The organism is Paenibacillus sp. NPDC056722 (genome assembly GCF_042790635.1).
Classification (GTDB): Bacteria; Bacillota; Bacilli; order Paenibacillales; family Paenibacillaceae; genus Paenibacillus_AQ; species Paenibacillus_AQ agri.
Window position 1 is genome coordinate 1 of sequence record NZ_JBHTYV010000015.1, and the last position, 21,782, is coordinate 21,782.

Annotated in this window: 12 protein-coding genes, 1 pseudogene and 1 other annotated feature; of the genes and pseudogenes, 1 reads left to right on the top strand and 12 read right to left on the bottom strand. The window is 48.3% G+C overall.

Translation table 11 applies throughout. The features are described from left to right. Nucleotides 1–989: pseudogene (locus tag ACFRAM_RS24950) on the bottom strand (collagen-like triple helix repeat-containing protein); the annotation flags it as partial. 230 nt (nt 990–1,219) lie between these two features. Then, nucleotides 1,220–1,440, top strand: a binding site (T-box leader). A 45-nt stretch (nt 1,441–1,485) separates the two neighbouring features. Between ACFRAM_RS24950 and ACFRAM_RS24955 the strand changes: the two are divergent. Further along, a complete protein-coding gene (locus ACFRAM_RS24955) occupies nt 1,486–3,360 on the top strand; it encodes an arginine--tRNA ligase (RefSeq protein WP_379469201.1) in 1,875 nt (624 codons plus the stop codon). 650 nt (nt 3,361–4,010) lie between these two features. Here the strand turns inward: ACFRAM_RS24955 and ACFRAM_RS24960 are convergent. From ACFRAM_RS24960 to ACFRAM_RS25010, 11 genes are all read right to left on the bottom strand, one after another. After that, entirely contained in the window at nt 4,011–4,760 is a 750-nt protein-coding gene (locus tag ACFRAM_RS24960) for a response regulator transcription factor (RefSeq protein ID WP_379469203.1), read from the bottom strand. A gap of 31 nt (nt 4,761–4,791) precedes the next feature. After that, a complete protein-coding gene (gene cydC / locus ACFRAM_RS24965; protein ID WP_379469206.1) occupies nt 4,792–6,519 on the bottom strand; it encodes a thiol reductant ABC exporter subunit CydC in 1,728 nt (575 codons plus the stop codon). Continuing rightward, a complete protein-coding gene (gene cydD / locus ACFRAM_RS24970; protein ID WP_379469208.1) occupies nt 6,516–8,291 on the bottom strand; it encodes a thiol reductant ABC exporter subunit CydD in 1,776 nt (591 codons plus the stop codon). The genes cydC and cydD overlap by 4 nt, the downstream gene beginning before the upstream one ends. Nucleotides 8,292–8,306: 15 nt before the next feature. Continuing rightward, nucleotides 8,307–9,320 (bottom strand): cytochrome d ubiquinol oxidase subunit II, encoded by a 1,014-nt coding sequence (locus ACFRAM_RS24975; RefSeq protein ID WP_379469210.1) that lies wholly within the window; start codon nt 9,318–9,320, stop codon nt 8,307–8,309. Beyond that, a complete protein-coding gene (locus ACFRAM_RS24980; RefSeq protein ID WP_379469212.1) occupies nt 9,320–10,684 on the bottom strand; it encodes a cytochrome ubiquinol oxidase subunit I in 1,365 nt (454 codons plus the stop codon). Before ACFRAM_RS24980 ends, ACFRAM_RS24975 begins: the two co-directional genes overlap by 1 nt. A 1,027-nt stretch (nt 10,685–11,711) precedes the next feature. Then, entirely contained in the window at nt 11,712–15,053 is a 3,342-nt protein-coding gene (locus ACFRAM_RS24985) for a GH36-type glycosyl hydrolase domain-containing protein (RefSeq protein WP_379469215.1), read from the bottom strand. 19 nt (nt 15,054–15,072) lie between these two features. Continuing rightward, the gene (locus ACFRAM_RS24990) at nt 15,073–17,271 is read right to left on the bottom strand and encodes a glycoside hydrolase family 3 N-terminal domain-containing protein (RefSeq protein WP_379469217.1); all 2,199 of its coding nucleotides are present in this window, start codon (nt 17,269–17,271) and stop codon (nt 15,073–15,075) included. A 190-nt stretch (nt 17,272–17,461) separates the two neighbouring features. After that, a complete protein-coding gene (locus tag ACFRAM_RS24995; protein WP_379469219.1) occupies nt 17,462–19,075 on the bottom strand; it encodes an extracellular solute-binding protein in 1,614 nt (537 codons plus the stop codon). Nucleotides 19,076–19,130: 55 nt separating this feature from the next. After that, nucleotides 19,131–20,027, bottom strand: coding sequence for a carbohydrate ABC transporter permease (locus tag ACFRAM_RS25000; RefSeq protein ID WP_175370978.1), 897 nt, complete (start codon nt 20,025–20,027; stop codon nt 19,131–19,133). A gap of 18 nt (nt 20,028–20,045) precedes the next feature. Beyond that, nucleotides 20,046–21,002: an ABC transporter permease gene (locus ACFRAM_RS25005; RefSeq protein WP_066376776.1), complete on the bottom strand. Its 957-nt coding sequence runs from the start codon at nt 21,000–21,002 to the stop codon at nt 20,046–20,048. 29 nt (nt 21,003–21,031) lie between these two features. Then, nucleotides 21,032–21,781: an alpha/beta hydrolase gene (locus tag ACFRAM_RS25010; RefSeq protein ID WP_379469222.1), complete on the bottom strand. Its 750-nt coding sequence runs from the start codon at nt 21,779–21,781 to the stop codon at nt 21,032–21,034. Nucleotide 21,782: the final 1 nt, after the last annotated feature.

Sequence of the window (21,782 nt, forward strand, 5' to 3'; positions counted from 1 at the left end):
CCAGTTGCTCCTGTCGCAGCGTCACCCGTTGCCCCGGTCGCACCCGCTGCTCCAGTTGCTCCTGTCTCGCCTGCCGCGCCAGTTGCTCCTGTCGCTCCTGCGTCACCTGTTGCTCCTGTCGCACCTGCGTCACCCGTTGCCCCGGTCGCACCCGCTGCTCCAGTTGCTCCTGTCTCGCCTGCCGCGCCAGTTGCTCCTGTCGCTCCTGCGTCACCTGTTGCTCCTGTCGCACCTGCGTCACCCGTTGCCCCGGTCGCACCCGCTGCTCCAGTTGCTCCTGTCTCGCCTGCCGCGCCAGTTGCTCCTGTCGCACCTGCGTCACCCGTTGCTCCTGTCGCACCTGCGTCACCCGTTGCTCCTGTCGCACCTGCGTCACCTGTCGCTCCTGTTGGACCTGTCCCACCAGTGTCACCTGTGGCTCCAGTTGCTCCTGTCGCACCAGTGTCACCTGTCGCTCCGGTTGGACCTGTCCCACCAGTGTCACCTGTCGCTCCGGTTGCTCCAGTAGCTCCAGGTGCTCCTTGTGCTCCCGTTGCACCAGTTTCACCTGTCGCACCTGTTGCACCTGTTGCACCTGTCGCACCTGTCGCACCTGTCGCACCAGTTTCACCGGTTATACCATATGGCTCTCTCAATAATTCAGAGGAGACAAGACGGTGTGCGGTTACTAGTTGCCCTTCGGCATCAACACCCCATACCGAGATTTGAACAGGATCGTCGTCCGGCGGATCAGCCGGTGTTTCAAAAAGAAACTCGAAACCGTCAAAGTCAGCAAAATATTCTCTTGTAATGACCTGGTTCGGGGACACAGACAGTACTTCACAGACATACTCCGTTCTTACTCCGTTCAGATAATAACCGTAAATCTCAACGGAAGCGGTAGTCTCTGAACTGCGGTTATCGATTTTAACAATAGCGTGTTGAGTCGGTCTTACCCCGCTCACCGGCGATACCGCATTCTCTATCGGCCCTGTAGATAAAAAGCTCATTGCATCAACTCCTTTTAATATAGATTTAGTAGCTGCGACACTATCATTATCACTAGCATTTATAAATCAGTGCCTCAACATAGTAATATTCGATATTGTTACTGTCGGTGTGGACGTACATAACAATGCTTTCTGATATAGAGAAAGATTTAATTTCAGGGCCGTTAATAAGAAAAGGGGAGTGACTATTGCTTTCTTGGGAAATTTGGGTATACTTAGACAAATTAATATGACAATCGATGATCGGGAGAGTAATTATGGGATTCCAGCCCTCAGCGAGCCGGGTAAGTGAAAGCCGGTGCGGAACTTATAATGAAGCGCACCCGTGAGATGGACTTCTGAACATAACAGTAGGAAGTCCCGGCAGAAGGCCGTTAACCTGTGAGGTGGCTGGACCGAAGGTCCGGCAACAAGAGTGGTACCGCGAGCGCTAACAGCCCTCGTCTCTTTTTTAGAGACGAGGGCTGTTTTTTTATATCTAAAAGGAGGAGTTTTCATGTTAAGTAGCATCATCAGAGAAAGCTTGAATCAAAGTGTACATAGTGTATGCGATACGCTGGGTGTGGCCTACTCCAGTGGTCCCATCCCTATCCAACAGCCTGCCAGTTTGGAGCATGGCGATTATTCCACCAGCATTGCCCTGCAGTTAGCCAAAACTTTGCGCAAGGCGCCTATGGTCATTGCTGAACTTATTGCAGCTGAACTTGAGCAGCACGGTAACACCGCAGGTTTGTTCAGCAAAGTGGAGGTTGCCGCTCCCGGTTTTATTAATCTATCGATTCACTGGCCGGAATGGGCGAAGCATTCGTTCGAACTGCCGACGTCATCAGGAGAGAAAGTAGTTGTCGAGCATACTTCCATTAATCCCAATAAGGCCGCACATATCGGTCATCTCCGCAACTCCTGCATCGGGGATACCTTGGTGCGCATACTGAGAAGAACAGGGAAGCAGGTCGAGGTCCATAACTATGTGGATGATCTTGGTAACCAGCTCGCTGATACGGTGGTAGGATTACAGAACATTCCGCTGGAAGGGGATTATGTCCGCTTCGGGGATTATTGTTGGGATGTCTATTCTCAAGTGAACAAAGCGTATGCTCTTGAGCCTGAGATGATAGCAAAACGGTCAGACACCCTGCATGCCTTGGAAGAAGGTCGGGGAAATACAGCCTGGCTGGGTAATCTCGTCGCCGAGCGGATCGTGCGGGAGCATGTAGAAGAGATGAAAGGCTTCGGCATTGAGTATGATCTGCTCGTCTGGGAAAGCAGCATTGTCAGAGAAGGTTTCTGGGCAGCTGCATTTGACCGGCTGTCACAGACTCCGGCTTTTGTTCAAGAAACTGAAGGCAAGCTTGCCGGATGTTGGGTGCTTAAGCAGAACAGCGGAGAGACGCCAACGGGAGACGCAGAGAGTGACGAATACCATGCTGACAAAGTACTGGTGCGCTCCAACGGGATTTTAACCTATACCGCTAAAGATATTGCCTATCATCTGTGGAAATTCGGACTATTGGAAAAAGACTTCTCCTACAGCGAATTTTCCGCTGGTTTATGGACGACGGGCATGACTGGCCACACCCTGCCTTATGGCAAAGCAGATGCCGTCATCAATGTCATTGATAACCGGCAGGAATATCCACAGCAAATGGTGAAGCAGGCGCTGCAGGTGCTCGGCTACAACGAGCAGGCCGATAAGTTACATCATGTAAGCTATGGCGTAGTTTCACTAAGTCCGGCTTCCGCAGCCGAACTGGGTATTGATATCTCTGACGGCAAAGGCTCTTATGCCATGTCGGGCCGTCAAGGCATTGGCGTGAAGGTTGCAGACCTGATCACCCTCATGGAGGATACGATCCAGAAGAGCCGTTCCGATAAAAGCGGGCTGTCCAGCCGTATCATAGCTCATGCCGCCATCCGGTATTACCTGCTGCGCTTTAATCTTGGCACCGAGATTGTCTTCGACTTCAGGCAGGCTACTGAAATATCCGGCAATACCGGCGTCTATCTGATGTACACCTTTGCCCGGGCAGGAAGTGTGCTTAGCAAAGCAGAAACGGCTGGGATGCTGCCAGAACCGGGAGTTCCAGTGCCATTCCCGAGCTCACCAGAAGCTGCGGAAGCAGCATTACTGAGACATCTGAGCGCTTGGATGGATACCCTCCAAGAGGCTGGACAGGGTCTAGCGCCGAACCTGATCTGTACCTATGCCCACACCCTGGCTACCCTGTTCAATAACTTCTATTCGCTCTGCCCGATCCTGAAGGGAGAAGCGGACAGTATGAGATTCCGGGTCTGGCTAACCGGCAAGTTCCAGGCCACGCTGGGTGATGCGCTGAACGTATTGGGTCTTCCCGCGCCAAACCGGATGTAGAAAGTTCAAAGGTTAGAAACAGAATAGTCCTTCCAGCAATAACCTGAAAAAGTCTCTGGGGCGTTAGTATAACGTGACCACAGAGACTTTTTTAACTTACTATATTAAGAGAAACTAAGATTCAAACAGAAGATCGGGCGTTATTCTAAGATACTGATAATTATTCCGGTTTCCATGCAGTAGCTGATGAAGTTAGGCTTTAGGACGCAAACCTCTTCTCCCTTTACCAGTCGTCTTAACAATGAAAAATGTTCTACTTCCCAATTTAAGCGCATTTTCGTACCTTATTTTTCTTAAATATAGGCGAAAGAAGCAAATAAGGGCATTTTTGTAGCTTATTATTCGAAAAAGCACCCTGAACGGGGTATACTGGAAGATTTAAGGTACAATATTGCACTTAATTCCCACTAAGCCTGAGTTGCAGAGTATTTAAGGTACAAAAATGCCGTTAATTACACTCTACGAATAACTTCTAGACTTTGTTTGTTATTTTAATGCGTTCTATATATTCTAACCAGAATCTGATAATACATATGCTTGGCTGTTCGCCGTAGAATTAGAAATAAATGCTGAGCCAACAGTTTTTCCGCACCGCGTGCGCCTCCCGGCGCGCGGTGCGTGGCCCAAGGTGGTGGTCAACCTCTAGCTGATCAAGACAAAGATTGCTCAGGACAGCGGAACATATAACCGAGTCCCCATAAGGTCTGAATGAACTCAATTCCTTCCGGGTAATGGAAAGTCAGCTTTTCACGCAATCGCTTGATATGGGTATCGACTGTGCGCCTATCGTATATATCCTTCGCGGGCGACTTCCATACTTCTCTCAGCAATTCTTCTCTAGAGAACACTTTTTCCGGATTGGTAACTAGAAGATACAGCAGGTCGTACTCCTTGCGCGTCAAGTGAATTTCATTTCCTTGTACCCGTATACGGCGGGCACTGGGCTCTATCCGAATTCCCGCAATCAAAATTTCCCCACTTGATGAATCATTAACTTGAGAAATGCAGGCTCCGGTCATGCGACCAACAATACTTTGGATACGTAATAGAACCTCTCTTGGACTAAACGGCTTGACGACATAATCATCAGCGCCCGCCTGAAAGCCCTCAATGCGGTCTCCTTCTTCGGCGCGTGCAGACAAAATAACAACAGGAACGTCCCCGCTATGTTTAACGTATCTGCAGATTTCCAGCCCGCTGATATCCGGCAGCTCGCAATCCAGCACGATCAAATCGAAATTTCCATGCACATAATATTTTCGAATCGCTTGAACACCGCTATCAGCTTCCTCCACAATGAAGCTCTCTTTCTCGAGATAGTTTCTCAGCAATGTCCGTACCCGATTATCTCCATCTATTAACAGAATTCTTTTATTCAAAAAATGAGTCAGGTCATTCACCTCCGAAGCTCTTCATCGACACAGCGAAACTTTATGCCCGATCTTCTCCAACCATCTGCCGCTCAATCTGCTTCATCTCATAGAAGTAACCTTTTTGCTCCATCAGCTCTGAGTAGGAACCTCTTTCTACAATCCTCCCCTGATCCACCACTACGATTTGATCCATTTGGTCCAGACCGATAAGCCGATGGCAAATCAACAGAATTGTATCTTCAGCCGCCTGCTCGTAAATATGCCCGAAAACACGCTGTTCTGTGACATAATCCAGAGACGAAGTAGGTTCATCCAATATCCACAGTTTGCCTTTCCGAAGCATTACTCGTGCAATAGCCAGACGCTGTTTCTCTCCGTCGGACAAGTTCTCACCATTCTCGTATACCACATCATTTAACGATTTATTTGGAAGCCCGGCCTTACCCAGAGTCTCAGTCAACACTTCATCAGAATAATCTTCGCCTTGGAGCAGCAGGTTCTCTCTAATGGTTCCCCGGAAAAAATGATTATGTTGTAAAACTACATTTGCCGCGGCCCAAATGCTGGTTTCGTTCAGATCTTCGAGCAACATATCATTTATCCGGATTTCCCCTTCAGTTGGTTTACGCAGCCCCAGCAGCAGATCAACAATCGTTGATTTTCCCGAGCCGCTCGGCCCGACAATTGCCGTCTTGGAGCCTGGCGGAAGTTCCAGCGAAATATTCTTTAACGCAGGACGCCATTCCCCTTCATATTGAAACGCAACATCTGATAGCTTAACCGAGACACCTTGTTGAACAGAGAGCAGACCACCTGAAGGTGAAGATTCCTCATTAGCGGCTTGAACCGTTTCTGTAAGTCTATTGGCAGCATGTTCACTATCCTGCTTGTATGCAGGCAGTGTAGCCATTGCCGCAGCTTCTTCAAATACGGTGAGTGAAGCCATGACCAGCATGGCAAGAAACACGCCAGCCAGTTGACCCTTCATGATCAGACTAGCACCAAGCACCAGTACGCCCCAGGAAATTAAAAACGTAACAAAGGTATGCAGGGATTGGCCTAGGAGCAAATGACCCGCTTCTCGCCGTTGCCCGGCCGCTAAATCTGCTGAAATATCCTGAAGCTGTTGTTCCCGCTGCTTCAATTGACCATATACTTTTAATTCACGAAAACCATACAGAACCTCGGTAAACTCTGTTGACAGTGCTGCTCGCTGCCCGCGCACATGACCCACTATTTTTCGCTGGCCGATTAGAACTATGGCAGGAACAACAAAGGCTATGACGAGCATCCCAAGCACGAATAACGCTGCAATCCAGATGGAGAATACCGATGTAAACAGGATCGTTGCCAAAAAAACCATCACGACAATAACCGGCGGATAGGCAACACGTAAAAAATAAAACTGTAGGCTCTCCACATCCCCAACGATCTGGGCAAGCAGGTCTCCGCTGCGCTTTTTATTCAATACACCTGGTGTTAAGGGAATGAGCTTGGCAAAGAAGGTAGTCCGCAACCGGCTTAGCATGGAGAATGTCGCGCGATGGGAATACAGGCGCTCTCCATAACGGCTCCCTGCACGGAGCAAACCAAGCATTTTAACCAGCGATGTCAATACAATCAAGGTATACAGGGGCGGCATGAATACAGTCTGGGAGATCAGATAGCCGCTTGTGGAAAAAAGAAACACTCCGGCAATGCCTGCAATAAATCCGCCGAGAATGGCAATAACAATATCTTTTCGCTCCTGTATCATCGCTTTGGACAGAATAGCCAGATCGTTCATGCCAATCCCCCTTCTCTTTGAACATGGATCATCTCGGCATACTGAGGTAGAGTCTTCAGAAGCTCGTCATGCCGGCCCGAACCTACTAATACGCCATTATCCATAAATAGAATGTTGTCAGCATGCTGTATGGTATATAGCCGATGCGCCACCGTGATCATTGTCGCCCTTTGGGCCAGTGTACTTAAGGACTTCTGCAGAATACGCTCCGTGTACAGATCCAAACCTACCGTTGGTTCATCGAACAGGATCAGAGACGGCCGCTTCAGAAAGGCACGCGCCAGAGCCAGACGCTGCTGCTCGCCCCCGGACAATCCTCTCCCGCCTTCACCAACCAAGGTATCATAGCCATGCTCCAACTGGGCGGCGAGGTCAGCAAGCCCAGCCTCTGATGCTGCCTGCTCGACTTCTGCTCTGGACACATTCCGGCCCGTACCTATGGCAATATTCTCAGCGAGTGTACCGGCAAAAATATACGGGTGCTGCGTAATATAGCTCATTCGTTCGAACCACTCGGATTCTGCAAATTGCGAATTCAGATTGCCGTTCACCAGAACCTCACCGGAATCTGGTCTGAGTAGGCCGGCAATAAGATGAAGCAGAGTCGTTTTACCTGAGCCGCTTTTGCCCACAATCGCCACGTTCTGGCCTTGTCCAATCGTTATAGATGGTGTGTGAAGTTCAAACGAATCGGGAAGATAGCGGAAAGTAACGTTATCCAGCTTGATGGACGGAGGCATGACAATGGTATCCAAATGGAATTCAGCATTCCTTGTTCCTTCCTCTTCTTCTTTCGGTCCCTGACTTTCTCCATTCGTTTCAACTATCATCTGTTCAACCTTCCGGATCGCGCCCATGCTTGTGCGTCCGCTATGAAAGGCTGTTCCTGTATTTTTGAAAAGACTATAGTATTCAGGAACAAGAAGCAGGATCAAAAAGGCTGTATGAAAAGTAATCGATTTATAAATAAGCAATTGGATCGCCAGCTCCAGGGCAACAATACCAATGCTTAGCATCACGATGGTCTCCAGCATAAATGTGTTCGTAAACGCAATTCTCAAAATACTCATCGTCGCATCCCGGTACCCCATACTGCTGCGTTCAATTTCTTGCTGCTGGCGCCGGGCCTGCCCGAATATTTTCAACGTCACCAGTCCTCGAACCGCGTTGAGAAACGCACCTGAGAACTCGGCGAGCTGGGCATATTTCTCCTCAGATTTATTCTTGGTCTTTAGTCCCGCCAGAATCATGAATAGAGGGATAAAAGGCGCTGTGCACAACATGATAAAGCCGGAATTGGCATGCTGGGTAAACACAACTATTAAAATAAGCACCGGAATCATAGAAACTTCGATCATACGGGGCATATATTGGCTGAAATAGCTGTCAGCCTCATCCACGGCATCCAGTGCAATACTCACCTTCTCCCCTGCTTGTCCACGAATAGCAGAAGGAATGGAGGCGTGAATCATATTCTGCAGCAGCGCTGCCCGCATATTTCTTTTCGCAGTAGCAGCCATGTTCAATCCGATCCTTCCGTTTCCATAGGATAAAAGACTCCGTGCAGCCATAACAGCCAACAGCATTCCTAGCAGAGCAACCACTGATGAAAGTGTTTCTCCTTGGACAAAGATCCGTTGAACTGCATTCGCTAACAGTGCAGCCTGGCCCACAATAGCTATCCCAAGCCCTAGAGAGAGAACTGCGAGGATAGCGAGGCGATTCCTTTGCACAGACATTTGCTGAGATATCAGACTTGTTTTCCTCTTCACGTTCCTTCCCCTCCTTTAATGTTTCCCCTTTACATAATCCGCATCAAAGAGGAAAAGTCTGAACACTAGAATAAGTGAAGGGATCAGCAGACATAGCCCTCCGACAAAGACAATAATTAAGGCGAGACCCATAGCCGGCGAAGTGGCACTGTTCTGGATCGTAATGTAAGGATCAATGATATAGGGATACTGCCCAATACCGTATGCAAAGAAAGCGCTGAAGAATTGCAGCATGACACATATAAATGCCAATCCGTAGCGGCGCCCATTGTACAGCAGCCACATTGCCGTCATAAAGAATCCAACGGAAATCGCCAGCAGCCACCATAGATCCATCATGTTTTGAAAATGACGCGAATTGTGCTGGCCAAGGTAAATAAAAGCAGTCAGTGCAATAACAATGGTCGGTGTACTCCAAAACAGAGCATAGCTCCGCATCAGCTTCAAGGCACCGGTATCCTCCGCACGGGAGGCATAAAAGGTCAAAAATGCACTGCTGATGAACAAGACAGAAACTATCGCCAGTCCAACGATGCTCCAGGATAACGGGCTTGAAAACAACGCCCAGTAATCAAGCGCAACGCTACCCTGCTCTTTTACAATAAATCCGCCCTCAGATAAGGTCAGCGCTACCGATAAGGAGGCCGGAATAAGCAAGCCGGAAGCTCCGTATAGAAATAAATACACGATGCTGCTCTTGGCCCCATAGTTCTCAAAAGCATAAAATGATCCGCGAATAGCAAGCAGAATCACAGCAATGCTTCCCGGAACAAGCAACGCAGAACCGTAGTAGTAGGCCGTATCAGGGAAAAAACCGACCATACCAATATAGAAAAAGATAAAGAAGACATTCGTAATCTCCCAGACAGGGGATAAATAACGTGAAATCAGACGATTAATCAAGTGGTCCTGCTTGGTCAGGCGAGCATAGAAAGCAAAGAAGCCTGCGCCAAAATCAATAGAAGCTACTATTAAATAGCCATACAAGAACAGCCAGAGCACCGAGATGCCAATCAATTCATAATTCATTACGTGTGCTCCCCTTCTTCTGTAGTGAGATTGCGCTTATCCTTCGCCCACTTTTCCATCTCGACTTCTGCCGGATTATTGTTAAACAAGCGTCTTAACACAAGAACACACATAATCCCCAGTACGATGTAAAGAAGCAGGAAGAAGAAAAATAAAATCCGCACATTAGGGGAAGAGGTTGCTGCTTCATCTACACGCATATATCCCCTGATGATCCAGGGCTGCCGCCCCATCTCAGCATAGAACCAGCCTAATTCGACGCCCATAAAAGCGAGCAGTGCACCCAGGACGATGATTCGAAGCAGCCACTTGTTGAACTCATTACGCTTTTTCCAGAATACAAAGAGGAAATAAAGCAGGGAAATAGCAAGTAGTGCAAATCCAATTCCAGCCATCGCATCAAAGAAGTAATGAATGAGCAGCGGAGGCCATTCCTCTTTGGGGATTTGATCAAGTCCTGTGACTGTTGCATTAAAGTCTCCAAAAGCCAGGAAGCTGAGAATTTTCGGGAGATGGAGTGCACCTATGACTTCATGCTCAGCGTTAAGGAAGCCGAGTAAAATCAAATCTGCGCCCTTTTCCGTTTTAAAATGCCATTCCCCGGCAGCGAGCTTTTCCGGCTGATGCTCAGCCAAAAATTTAGCAGAGACATCCCCTGCCAGCGTATTGAGCAAGCTGAACAGCAAAACTACCCCCATCATAAGTTTCAAGGCTTTTTTGTGGTAAGGCGTAACGCCTTTTCTCAGCATGGTTATAGCTGCAACACCGGCCAAGAGGGCGGCTCCTGTCAAATAAGCGGAGCTTAATACATGAAACACCTTGGAGAAGGTTGCAGCATTCAGCATGGCCTGTAACGGATTAACGGCTGTGAATTGCCCGGCATTCATTACAAAGCCTTGAGGCTGATTCATAAATCCATTGACCGTTGTGATAAACACCGCCGACATCCCGGCTCCCAAGACAATAGGTATCATCAGCAGACAATGAATATACGGATTTTTGAACCGGTCCCATGTATACAAATAGATTCCTAGAAAAATAGCCTCAAAAAAGAACGCAAACACTTCTAAAAATAACGGAAGCGCGATGACATTACCCGCCATTTTCATAAAATTAGGCCAAACTAAAGCTAGCTGTAATGAAATTGCGGTGCCTGTCACAACACCGACTGCTACGGAAATTACAAATCCTCGTGACCACCTCTTGGCCATCAGTGTATAGTGAGGATCTTGCTTGCGGACACCGATGAACTCGGCAATGGCAATCATCAGCGGTATACCGACGCCAAGTGTTGCGAAAATAGCATGAAATCCCAGGGTCATCCCTGTAACCAGCTTACTCCAAAATACCGTATCTACTCCCATAGGCTAATGCCTCCTCTCAAGGTCTGTTCGAATTATAAATATCAGAATTATGCTACTCAGCGTCTCCGTTCTATTTCATTCATAAACCCTTTTTTGAACTCGTAATGAACTAATAGAGATTTTTTTCACAAGATAGACAAAAAGCTTCCCTGCATCCCGTATTACGATTCCTGATATTTAAAATTATTATATCTTCGGTTTGAAGCAATTCAATTAAGGTCACGACTTCGTCTTTAAACGTTCAAGAAAGGATCAACTCTTTCCGACAACTACGTGAACATCATAAAAATAACCCGAACGAGCTATTGATGGATCCTTCAGAGCACCCCTCAAATTCTGATTAACCCAATGTCATCCCCGGCTTCAGCGGCAAGAACATGATTCGTAAGGCATATTTGTAGCACGCCTCTCAATTAGAACCTTTATACAATCCGGACGGCTGGAAATCCCGATCTTATCGCAGAGACTTTGGATAATACATATGAAAAGCAAGATCGATTCGAAGATGTATTCCCAACAAACTTTGATCTAACTTAGTTTTCTAATTTATATAGATGAACAAAAAAGAGGCAATTCCGGCTGGTCAGCCAGGAATCGCCTCTTTTTTAGTTATATATAAGTCAAACAAAAGAAATTAACAAAAGCGAAGCTGAGCGAACAGGGACGTTTGGAACTACAGGCACATAGCTCTCGCCTGGATGCTTTTCATAGGAGAGCTAGCACCGGTTCATAGACTGTCTGTCGACAGATTTCAACCACTAGAAGTGCTATATTCCCCTTCACCAGTCGTCTTTACAGTGAAAAGAAGGCTCCCTCCCCAACTAACAGCATTTTTGTACCTTATTTTTCTTCAATATAGGTAAATGAGGGAAATAAGGTCATAATTGTATCTTATTTTTCGAAAAAGCACACTAAATGGGCTATTTTAGAAAATTTAAGGTACAATATTGCACTTAATTCCCACTCCCCCCTAGCTGTAGATGATTTAAGGTACGAAAATGCCGTTAATCGCACTATAGAACGCTTTTTACAGGTAGATCTCTACGACGTTGCCCTCAGCTTTGCTGAACTGGTCATAGTCTTTACGATCGATGCGGACACCGCCGCTGCGGTAGCGGTTGTGGTTGTCTTTGGTAGCAACATCGTTGCCGTTCACGGTAACCCGCGAAATATCTCCACCTGTCAGATGATAGATGAAGTCCACTTTGGCTCCAGCGTATTCAAAAGTAAACTTCATGCCGTCAAGTGACTCCGGCAGGATCGGATCGAGGATCAGATCCCCGCCCTCTTGGCGAATACCAAGCGCGTTGGAGATCAGCTGGTTCATATAGATCCCAGGACCGCTGGAGTAGATTCTCCAGCCGCCTTTTACCGGAACCTCACCGGTACGCAGCTTGTCAAAGCCTTCTTGCGCTTCATAACGAGTATTGAATTTACCGTCCGAGCTGCTGAAGTAAGAATTCGCTTGGCGCAATTCAGCATTTGGTACTACATCACGGATACCAATCGGGTTGATGGCAGCCAGTCCACTCCAGACCTGATCATTCTTGCCCAGCTTAGCCATCGCTTCCACGTAACGGATATGTGCATGCACATATTGAAGTCCGATTTCGCGGCCGAAGTTCGAAGCCTGCTCTGCACGTTTGAAGTGCTTACTAACTCCGCCGACATATTGAGCCGGACGGTTCATCAACCGCACGCCGTCAGGACAGAACAATTTATCCTGAATCACCGCATAATGCGCTTCAGCCTGTTCAGGCGTCAACAATTCACTGATCATGCTGCGAGTCATCGGCAGGAGACGATATTGAATCCCTGTTTCGGTGTCACTAGGATGCACCATCAGCTTCACTTGTTCCGGGTCTTCCATGTAGAGGAAGCCAGGGATAACTTCGGATTGCAGCATATGCGTGTTGAAATCTTCACGGATGCCTTCAGCCAACTTGCCAAGTTCCTGTGCAATACCTGCATCAACTGTCTCCAGCACTTTGGAGAAGCGGTTCAGCGTCTGATAGGTCAGAGCAACCGTCCAGCTGCTCACCATGTATTGCTTGAGCTGCGGGTTCGCAGGCTGCAACGTATCATCCCAGTCCCCGTCGCCGTAGGAGGATAGATGGGTGTCATGCAGGAAATGGCTTTGGATATAACCGATTTCTTTGCGCGCATGATCCAGCAAGCTTTCAGTCTCCTCCGTGAAGTCGAAGCTATGCTTGCGGGTGTATGGAAGCTGCTCCTGCAGGATTCCATAATCACGGGTAACCGCCAGGTAATCTCCCAATACTTTGAGCGGCCAAACGATAATATCGCCATGGCTCTCTTCCTGTTGAATCTTCGTATACTTATCGAACATGAACCATTGCGGCCAGTTGCCATCATCCTCATATTGGTGAGCGAAGATGGTCAAGATGATCTCACGAACTTGCTCATACTTGTGCGTAGCCATGAAATATTCAACCGGTCCTTGGCAGACGTCACGTGTTCCCCATGCCGCGCCGCCGTATTGCTCCAGACCATGCGGAACGGAATAGTGAACCAGCATATTATGCGTGTACCACCAAGCAAGCGCGTTCACTTTGAACAGTTCGCCTTCTTCTCCGTTTTTATTGCTCAGATGGAACCCGTTCATAACACCGGTATAGAATTCACGATAGGAAGCAATTTCTGTTTCCACTGTTGTTTGACGTTCAGGTAGGACTTGTCCGTCCAGCAAACCTTGAATACTCAGGGTCCATTCTGCACTAGACGACAGTTCCAAAACAGCTAATGGTGCCTTCTCAGGAGCAACACCGCTAACCAGCTTGGACTCATCGGTCAACGACAGCTCAGCACCTTGCAATTGGAAACGGTACTGCAGCTCAGGATATACGTCAGAGCTTAGCGATTCGCTGTCAGCCTGGAAGATGATACTTCCATTCTCCTGCTTCACTTTGTAAGCCAGTTCATATTCGTTAACATTCATTGTAATCTGATTCGTTACCAAATAACGATAGGCTGTACCGCTCTCTGCCCGAACATTCAGCAACAGCTCAGGTTCATTCGCTGTCGTGTAGTTCGTAATGATGAAGACCTCATTCTCGGTCTTGTAATGCCAACGGGCATAGTTGAAACCGATCTCGAACAGGGACGGCATAGTCAACAGTCTGTACTGCCCATCGATTTGTACATAAATCCGCTGACCTGATGTTTTAGCAATATTCAGCGCATTTCTAGGATTGGTCATCAGCTTGTTGAAATTCGTGTTGCCGATAACGACCTGGGAATTGAAAATCCCGTACATATAAGAAGTAGTAGTAATGACCTTGTCGTTGAGACGGGCATTGTCGCCGCTCATCAGAATATGACCATGCGGACGCTCTACGAGCAGTTCTTTTTCCTTCAAGACTACATGCTCATAAGTATCCGTGAAGAAGGACAATAGCGTATCCCCCTCCCACTCTTCTTGATGGCGAACCGGATACAAGGCGTTGATTTCTTCCGTAGTCAACGACAGAGCAGCCAGGGGCGCTCCTAGCTCAGACGTTAAGGCAGGACGTTCAGCCACTGCTCCACCTTGGACTTCGGCATCTTTTACCGTATTCCATGCGACAGTGATCTCATCTTCGAATTCCAGTCCAGTCACTGCATCCTGGTGATTCTCCTTGAACAAACCGTAGAAGACAAAGCGGGCATTACCGTCCAGCTTCACCCGTGCAGATTGCAGCGCCGTATAGGCAAACTCATATTGATATACTTCATTCGCCAGTTTCTCACGGCTTAAAGATTCCGGTTCATTCGTCTCCTTATAGGACAGGCCGAAGAATTGGAATCCGTCCGTCGAGAATCCGGTCGCTCCGGTTAGAGAACCTTGCTGTAGATACGGGAATTTCCCGCCTTGCGGCTGGTTTTGTCTGGAGCAAACAACGTAACCTTTAGTGCTATCTTCGAATACCGCATGGTCAATATATTGCGACAAATAAGCTTCATTGCTACGAACCGCGCCGATATCGGCAATACCGACATCCTGGCCGTACACCAGATCAACCTCAACATCGCTACCTGTCAGTTTTACATCCCAGAACCAGATACTGTCCGAACCCAGGGTAAAGACCACTTGATATTCCACATGTCCGGCTTGGCCTTCCCAAACTACACGGTTGCCGTCCTGACGAACCGTGCTGGAAGAACGGATGCCAAGCAATGGAAAAGCTTGAATACCCTCGTTACTGTGCAAACGCAGGTAGAGGTTGGACAGCGAGCCATCCAGCAAGTTTGATAAAAGCTGGTTGATCATCGTCCGTCCGTATGAAGCTTTAAATACATCCCCGCTATTCAGAAAAGTAAACGACAGTTCTCCAGTACTCAGGGAGATGTTCGTGTTGTTAGTTGTCATTCCTGATCACTCCTATCCTTTACGACAGCACATGCCGTATATTTTCTACTGCAGCCTTCTCCAGGCGGAAGCTGTGGCTTTTCACATCTCGGCTGTTTGGACCGACGAACAATTGGAATTGTCCCGGATCACTAACAAAGCTGAGATCACTATGGTGATAGCGAAGCTGTTCTTCTGTAAGTGTGAAGTGAACCTCTCTGCTCTCTCCAGGCAGGAGACTAACTTTGGCAAAGTCCTTCAGTTCCTTAACAGGTCTTACTACTTCGCCTGAAATATCTCTAATGTAAAGCTGAACAATGTCTTGGCCAGCAACAGTTCCGGTATTAGTGACAGTCACCGACACCTTAAGGGGCTGATCCTGGGACATGATCCCTGAGGATACGACCGGTTCGCTATAAGTAAAGGTTGTATAACTAAGACCATAGCCAAACGGCAGCAGTGGTTCATTCGGAATATCGAGATATTGCGAGACATAACGTCCATCCGCATCCGGCGAATCCACAGGACGACCTGTGTTGAAATGGTTATAGTATACCGGGATTTGCCCCACCGATACCGGGAAGGACATACTGAGCCGTCCTGAAGGGTTCTCATCGCCGTAGAGCAAGCTTGTAATTGCCGCGCCTCCTTCACTGCCCGGGAACCAGGCTTCCAAGATAGCGTCTGCAGTCTCATACACACCGCCGAGATCCAGCGGACGGCCATTGAATAGCACGACAGCGATTGGCTTGTCTAGTGCCTTCAGGCGAAGCAGCAATTCTCTTTGTGCTTCCGGCAAACGGATATCGGCACGGCTGCCTGCTTCACCGCTCATTTCGGAGCTTTCCCCGAGTGCCAGCACGATAACATCTGCAGCCAGCGCAGCGGCTTCCGCCTCCTGCCATTGCTCTTCAGTCATAGTCTCTATGCCTGAGCCTTCAGCTACGGTAATATGATCCGCGCCAACCCGTGCGGTCATTGCTGCTTCCAGCTTGACGGCATCCTCCATGGAGCCCGTCCAGGACCATGGACCAAGAATGTCACCGCTGCGGGCGAATGGACCAATCAGGGCCACCTTCTGGTCTCCAGAGAGAGGCAACACCCCATCATTCTTCAAGAGCACACTGGATTTAACAGCCAGCTCACGTGCGGCTGTACGGTGCTCCTCACAGAACACAATCTCACGCTCAGCCTCTGGATCAGCAGCACGATAAGGATTCTCGAACAATCCCAGCTTCTGCTTCAGCTTCAGAATGCGCAGTACAGACTCATCAATCAACTTCTCATCCACCAGGCCGTCCCGCACAAGAGCAGGCAATTGGTGTACATAACAAGCCGTCATCATTTCAATATCCACGCCGGCGCGTATAGCCTTCAGAGCTGCCTCGGCTTCATCCTCAGCAACACCATGCGGGATCAGTTCCTTCACTGCGCCCCAATCGGAGATCAGGATCCCGTCAAAGCCCCATTCTTCACGCAGCAGTTCGCGCATCAACTTCACATTTCCGCTGGCCGGAATCCCGTCAATGGTATTGAACGAGGTCATCACCATTTCACAGCCTTCATCCAGCGCCGCACGGTAGGCTGGCAAATAATATTCACGCATATGGCGTTCAGACAAATCTACCGAATTGTAATCACGCCCAGCTTCAGAGAGTCCATAAGCGGCAAAATGCTTAATGCAAGCCGCCACACGGTCCTTATCTCCTGCCAGATCGCTACCCTGAAAGCCGCGCACAAACGCGCGGGCGAACAGACTATTCAGATGCGGGTCCTCTCCCGTGGACTCCATCACTCTTCCCCAGCGCGGGTCACGCACCAGGTCAGCCATCGGCGCATAGGTCACATGTACCCCCGAGACCGCAGCTTCCTTAGCAGCAACAGCTGCGCTGCGCTCCGCTTCTTCCAAATCCCAGGAACAGCCAATAGCTAGTGGCACCGGGAAAATAGTCTTGAAGCCGTGAACGATATCAGCCATCATCAGCAGCGGAATGCCCAGTCTGTTCTTACGCAGATGAGCTTTCTGCACGGCAATCACTTGCTCCGCCCCTGCCAGACCAAGCACAGAACCACTGCTCTCTATCATTTGATCCGTCATGCCCATTGCTTCCATCGGGCCAGTAATCTGCCCTCCGCTCTCCGCCCCTTCATAGAAGTTAGCGGCTAGCTGTTGTAATTGAGCAATCTTCTCCTCAAGTGTCATCTGATTTAACAAGATGACCAGTTGCCGATCGTCCATTTCAAATCCCCCGTTGTATGATTTCTATATATAATGTCTAATGGAAGAACCCGGGTGCAGCAATTCGCACCCGGGTTCTGTAGCGGTTCGGCCCGGGCGAGCCCGGGAAGACGGGAATCAACACTTTCCCGTCCGCACGATTAATTAAAGATACTAACCACGCTTGGTTCCTCCGCGCATGGGGCAGGAATTACTTTTTCAAGTTGTTCAATTCATCAAGAACAGGTTGTACAAGTGACATTTTGCTGTTAACCCAATCTTTCCAGTTCTTTTCAAGATCACCTGGTTGCAGAATCAGGTTCGTATATTCGGTAGCATAGTCGAAGGACGCCTGGTTCTTGGCTTTGGAATCATACAGCTGGAAGTCCCAATCGTAATCAGCAAGTGATTTGTCTTTCATTCCAAGTTCAGCTTTTTCTTTGAACAATTGCACTGAACGCTCACGGTATTCTTTCTTGATGCCAGGATTCACAATGCTGAAGTCATCCGCCAGGACATACAGTCCTTCAAAACGGTTTGGATATTTCTTATCCAGTGTTTGTCCTTCAGGAAGAAGGCTCACTAGCTCCTGATTGTCACCATACTTCCAGTCTTTTCCTTCAAAGCCCATGTTAACAATCAAGTTGCCTTCTTTGGCTGTTGTGTATTCCATGAAGTCCATGATGCGCTCGAATTTCTCTTTGCTGATGTTTGGCGAGAAGATTACAGCAGACCAGAAGTTAACTTGCTCCAGGTTGCGATATTTACCGTCATCACCAAGTACGATAGCGGTATGCACGACATCATCGCTGTTCAAGCCGAGGTTATCCTTCAGTCTTTGATCCATGTCTTTTCTGTAGGAAGCCAAACCTCCAAGACTAGTAATCCCGGATACACCGTTAACATTGAACTTTTGGTTAGCTTCTCCGTTCTTCCAAGTGTAAAACTCTGGGTGCAGCAGGCCTTCTTTATACGCTTGTTGCAGATCCTTTAAGCCTGTCAGCGTTTCTTGGTTGGCAGGTCCCCATTGGTATTTGCCATCCGCATCTTTGTAGAAGGCAGATTCCACACGGGAATGTGCGCTGTTAGCCATAATAATGTTGGTCAGTGCATCGTTGACATCATAGGAGATAGGAACCAGATTCGCCCCAACCTTGCCTGGATCTTTCTCTTTAAGCAGTCTTGCAAATTCCATCAGTTCACTTGTAGTGTAAGCATCCTTTATCGGGAAACCTACTGCCTTGGCCCAGTCGGAACGAAGGGCGATAACGCCAATTTGGTTCACAAGCGGATCAGCCGGCTTGTTCTCGTTGTATACCGGTCTTGGCAGAACATAAGTACCGCCGACCAATTCTTCCAGCTTGTCACCAAGTCCAGTCAGCTTGTAAGCTGCTGCTACGCTTGGCCAACGCTCTTTCCAGTTATCCGGAAGTTTGTACAGCAGACCTTGATCAATGTAATTAAGGGCATCGCCGTGAACATAGTTCCAGCTCGCTACGTCCGGCAGATCGCCAGAGTTGATCCACAGGCGCAGCTTCTCTGCCCAAGAATCCCACTCTACGTAGTTGTAATCCCATTTGATGTTGAATTTATCGGTAAAATATTTATGAAATTCGTTATCGAAATCAGAGTTCGCTGTCTTGATCGTGCTGGCAATGGAGATATTCAGATTATTTTTGTACCCATCTGTAGGATTTCCGTAATCGGAGTTGCCTGCTTCAGCTCCATTGTTACCCGAGTTCGAGCATGCTGCCAGCAAGACCATGGAAGTGCCCAATACAGCTGCCAAAATCGTTCTGACTGACTTTCTTTTGAATGTGTTCATGATAGACCTCCTGTTTTGTGTGACTATCTGTCTCTTGATGTTACTCATGTATAAACTAGGTCTTGATAGCCCCTGTTAATACCCCTTTAGCAAAATGCTTCTGTAGCAGCGGGAAGAAACACATGATCGGAACCATGGTTACGAATACCGCCGCCATTTTCATACCCATGGAGAAGGACTGCTTGCCGGCAGCACCTAAGCTGCTGGCATTAGCAGCGTTGACCTGTGCCTCCGTAATGATAGATCGCAGCACATTCTGCAATGGCATCTGGTCGGCTTTTCGCAGGAAGATCATTGCTTCATACCAGCCATTCCAGAAAGCTACACCATAGAACAGCGTGATTGTAGCTACGATTGGTGCCGACAATGGCAGTACGACTCTAAAGAGAATCTTCCATTCTCCAGCTCCGTCGATCCGTGCCGATTCCATCAAGGATTCAGGCAGGCCGCTGAAATAGTTGGACATCAGAATCAGGTTGAAGGCACTGAAGCTTCCCGCCAAAATGACGGACCATAGTGTACCTGTCAGGTGCAAGTCCTTCATGATGAGATAGAGCGGTACAATCCCGCCGTTGAAGATCATCGTGAACAGGACAAGCATGAAGATCAGTTTTTTACCTGGAAACTTGCTTCTGCTGAGGCCGTAGCCCATGCTTGTCGTCAAGAACAAGCTCAACGGCAGACCTAGTACAAGAATCTTCATTGTATTCAGATAACCTGTCCCGATGAGACCTTCCGCGAAGAGCGCTCTATACGACTCCAGTGTCGGGTGTTTCGGGAATAGCATCAATGGATTGTCGGCATATTCCTTTTGCGTGGAAAAGGAAATCATGATTACATTCCAAAATGGAATCAGAATGGCTAAAGCACCTACAGTCAGAATTGCGAAAATGACATAATCCATTGTCGTCATCTTCTGACTGCCTACCTTGGCCTTGGATTTCTTGCTCATTTGTTTAGCTCTCCTTTCTTACCGGAATAAACCGTCGCCGCCCATAAGCTTGGCAGCTCTGTCAGCCAGAAGCAGTAATATCATGTTGACAATCGAACGGAACAGACTGACTGCGGTGGAGAACGAGAAGTCCGTAGCGGACTGGAACGTAATCCGGTAGATGTACACATCCAGCACTTCCGAGACATTCTTAGTCGCCGCATTTGCCATATTGAAGATTTGGTCAAATCCGGAAGACATCAGACCACCTACAGATAGAATGAACATAATGGTAATGGTCGGCAAAATGTTCGGAATCGTAACTTTGAAAATTTGTTGCAGACGTGTAGCTCCATCAATCTGAGCGGCTTCATATTGATCCGTATCAATCCCGGAAATCGCAGCCAGGAAGATAATCGCTCCCCATCCGGCTGATTTCCAAATATCTGCCAGATACAACATCGGTACGAACAATTTCTCGGAACCCAGGAAGTTAATGCCTGTTCCACCGAGTAATTTAATGAGGCTGTTCACCAGACCATCATAAGAAAGAACGTTGATGACCACACCGGACACAACGATCCAGGACAAGAAGTTCGGGAAGGTAAATACAGTCTGTAGCGCTTTCTTATAACGGGTCATGCGCAGTTCGTTAATCAGAAGTGCCAGGATAATCGGGAACGGGAATTGAATGATCAGCTTGCCGATGTTAATGGCGAGTGTGCGCCAGACTGCATTAGCAAACGCCGGGTCCCGGAATACATATTTGAAATTTTCAAATCCTACCCAAGGACTTCCCCATATTCCCAAATTAGCTTTAAAATCCTTGAAGGCCAACGACAAACCGCCCATTGGAAGATATGCGAACAGAATTAACCAGACCAAACCTGGAAGCACCAGGGTATACACCATTCTGTTCTTCCATATTTCCCTCATCAACAGCCGAAACTTGCTGTCATTCATCTTACTTGCCGGTAATGCGGCTGCGGGTTTCAAATTGCATCTCCTCACTCTACTTGAGACTTTTAGTTATACAGAAAATCAAAGGTTGTCTTCAGATGCTGCTCCCAGAATCGCCATTCATGCGTGCCGGGGGTTTCAACATATCTGAAATCATAAGGTGTCGTCTCCATATATGAGGCGAAATCCCGGTTCATCTCGGCAAAAGGATCCTCCGAGCCGCAGCAGGTCAGAATGGCCGGTAGCGCCCTGTTATCCTTCACCAGCTTGTCCGCGAGCGCGCGGATATCTTGGTCCGGCTTCACCTGCAACCCATTGCCAAAGACCCCCATCATCTCCCTTGACATCTCCGGGCCCATGTGCGGATCATTCAAGCGTTTCTGAAGATCAGTGACTCCAGACAAGGACACGACCTTGCTGTAGCGTTCCGGATAAGTCAGTGCACATTTCAGTGCACCGTACCCGCCCATCGACAAACCAGCGATGAACGTCTTCTGCGGGTCGGTCTCAAGATTGAGCAGACGCGCGCAGAACTCGGGCAGTTCCTGTGTAATATAGCGGAAGTAATCTAGCCCGTACTCCATGTCCGTGTAGTAACTTCTGCCCACTTGAGGCATAATCACCGTGCAGCCATATTGGCTTGCATACAGCTCTGCGGTGGTTAGTCTGTGCCATGTGCTAGCATTGTCACCCGCGCCGTGCAGCAGATACAGCGTTCCGCCTGATCCTGTACCGGCATCAACGGGTGAGATGATATTGACTGTGGTCGTCATTCTCAAGGTAGGAGAACCTGTCTCAACAGTTAAAAGTGCCATA

Bases quoted from the DNA above. Each gene is read 5' to 3' on its own strand.
- ACFRAM_RS24955 (WP_379469201.1), top strand. From the start codon at position 1,486: ATGTTAAGTAGCATCATCAGAGAAAGCTTGAATCAAAGTGTACATAGT.
- cydC (WP_379469206.1), bottom strand. From the start codon at position 6,519: ATGAACGATCTGGCTATTCTGTCCAAAGCGATGATACAGGAGCGAAAA.
- ACFRAM_RS24975 (WP_379469210.1), bottom strand. From the start codon at position 9,320: ATGAATTATGAATTGATTGGCATCTCGGTGCTCTGGCTGTTCTTGTAT.
- ACFRAM_RS24980 (WP_379469212.1), bottom strand. From the start codon at position 10,684: ATGGGAGTAGATACGGTATTTTGGAGTAAGCTGGTTACAGGGATGACC.
- ACFRAM_RS24985 (WP_379469215.1), bottom strand. From the start codon at position 15,053: ATGACAACTAACAACACGAACATCTCCCTGAGTACTGGAGAACTGTCG.
- ACFRAM_RS24990 (WP_379469217.1), bottom strand. From the start codon at position 17,271: ATGGACGATCGGCAACTGGTCATCTTGTTAAATCAGATGACACTTGAG.
- ACFRAM_RS24995 (WP_379469219.1), bottom strand. From the start codon at position 19,075: ATGAACACATTCAAAAGAAAGTCAGTCAGAACGATTTTGGCAGCTGTA.
- ACFRAM_RS25000 (WP_175370978.1), bottom strand. From the start codon at position 20,027: ATGAGCAAGAAATCCAAGGCCAAGGTAGGCAGTCAGAAGATGACGACA.
- ACFRAM_RS25010 (WP_379469222.1), bottom strand. From the start codon at position 21,781: ATGGCACTTTTAACTGTTGAGACAGGTTCTCCTACCTTGAGAATGACG.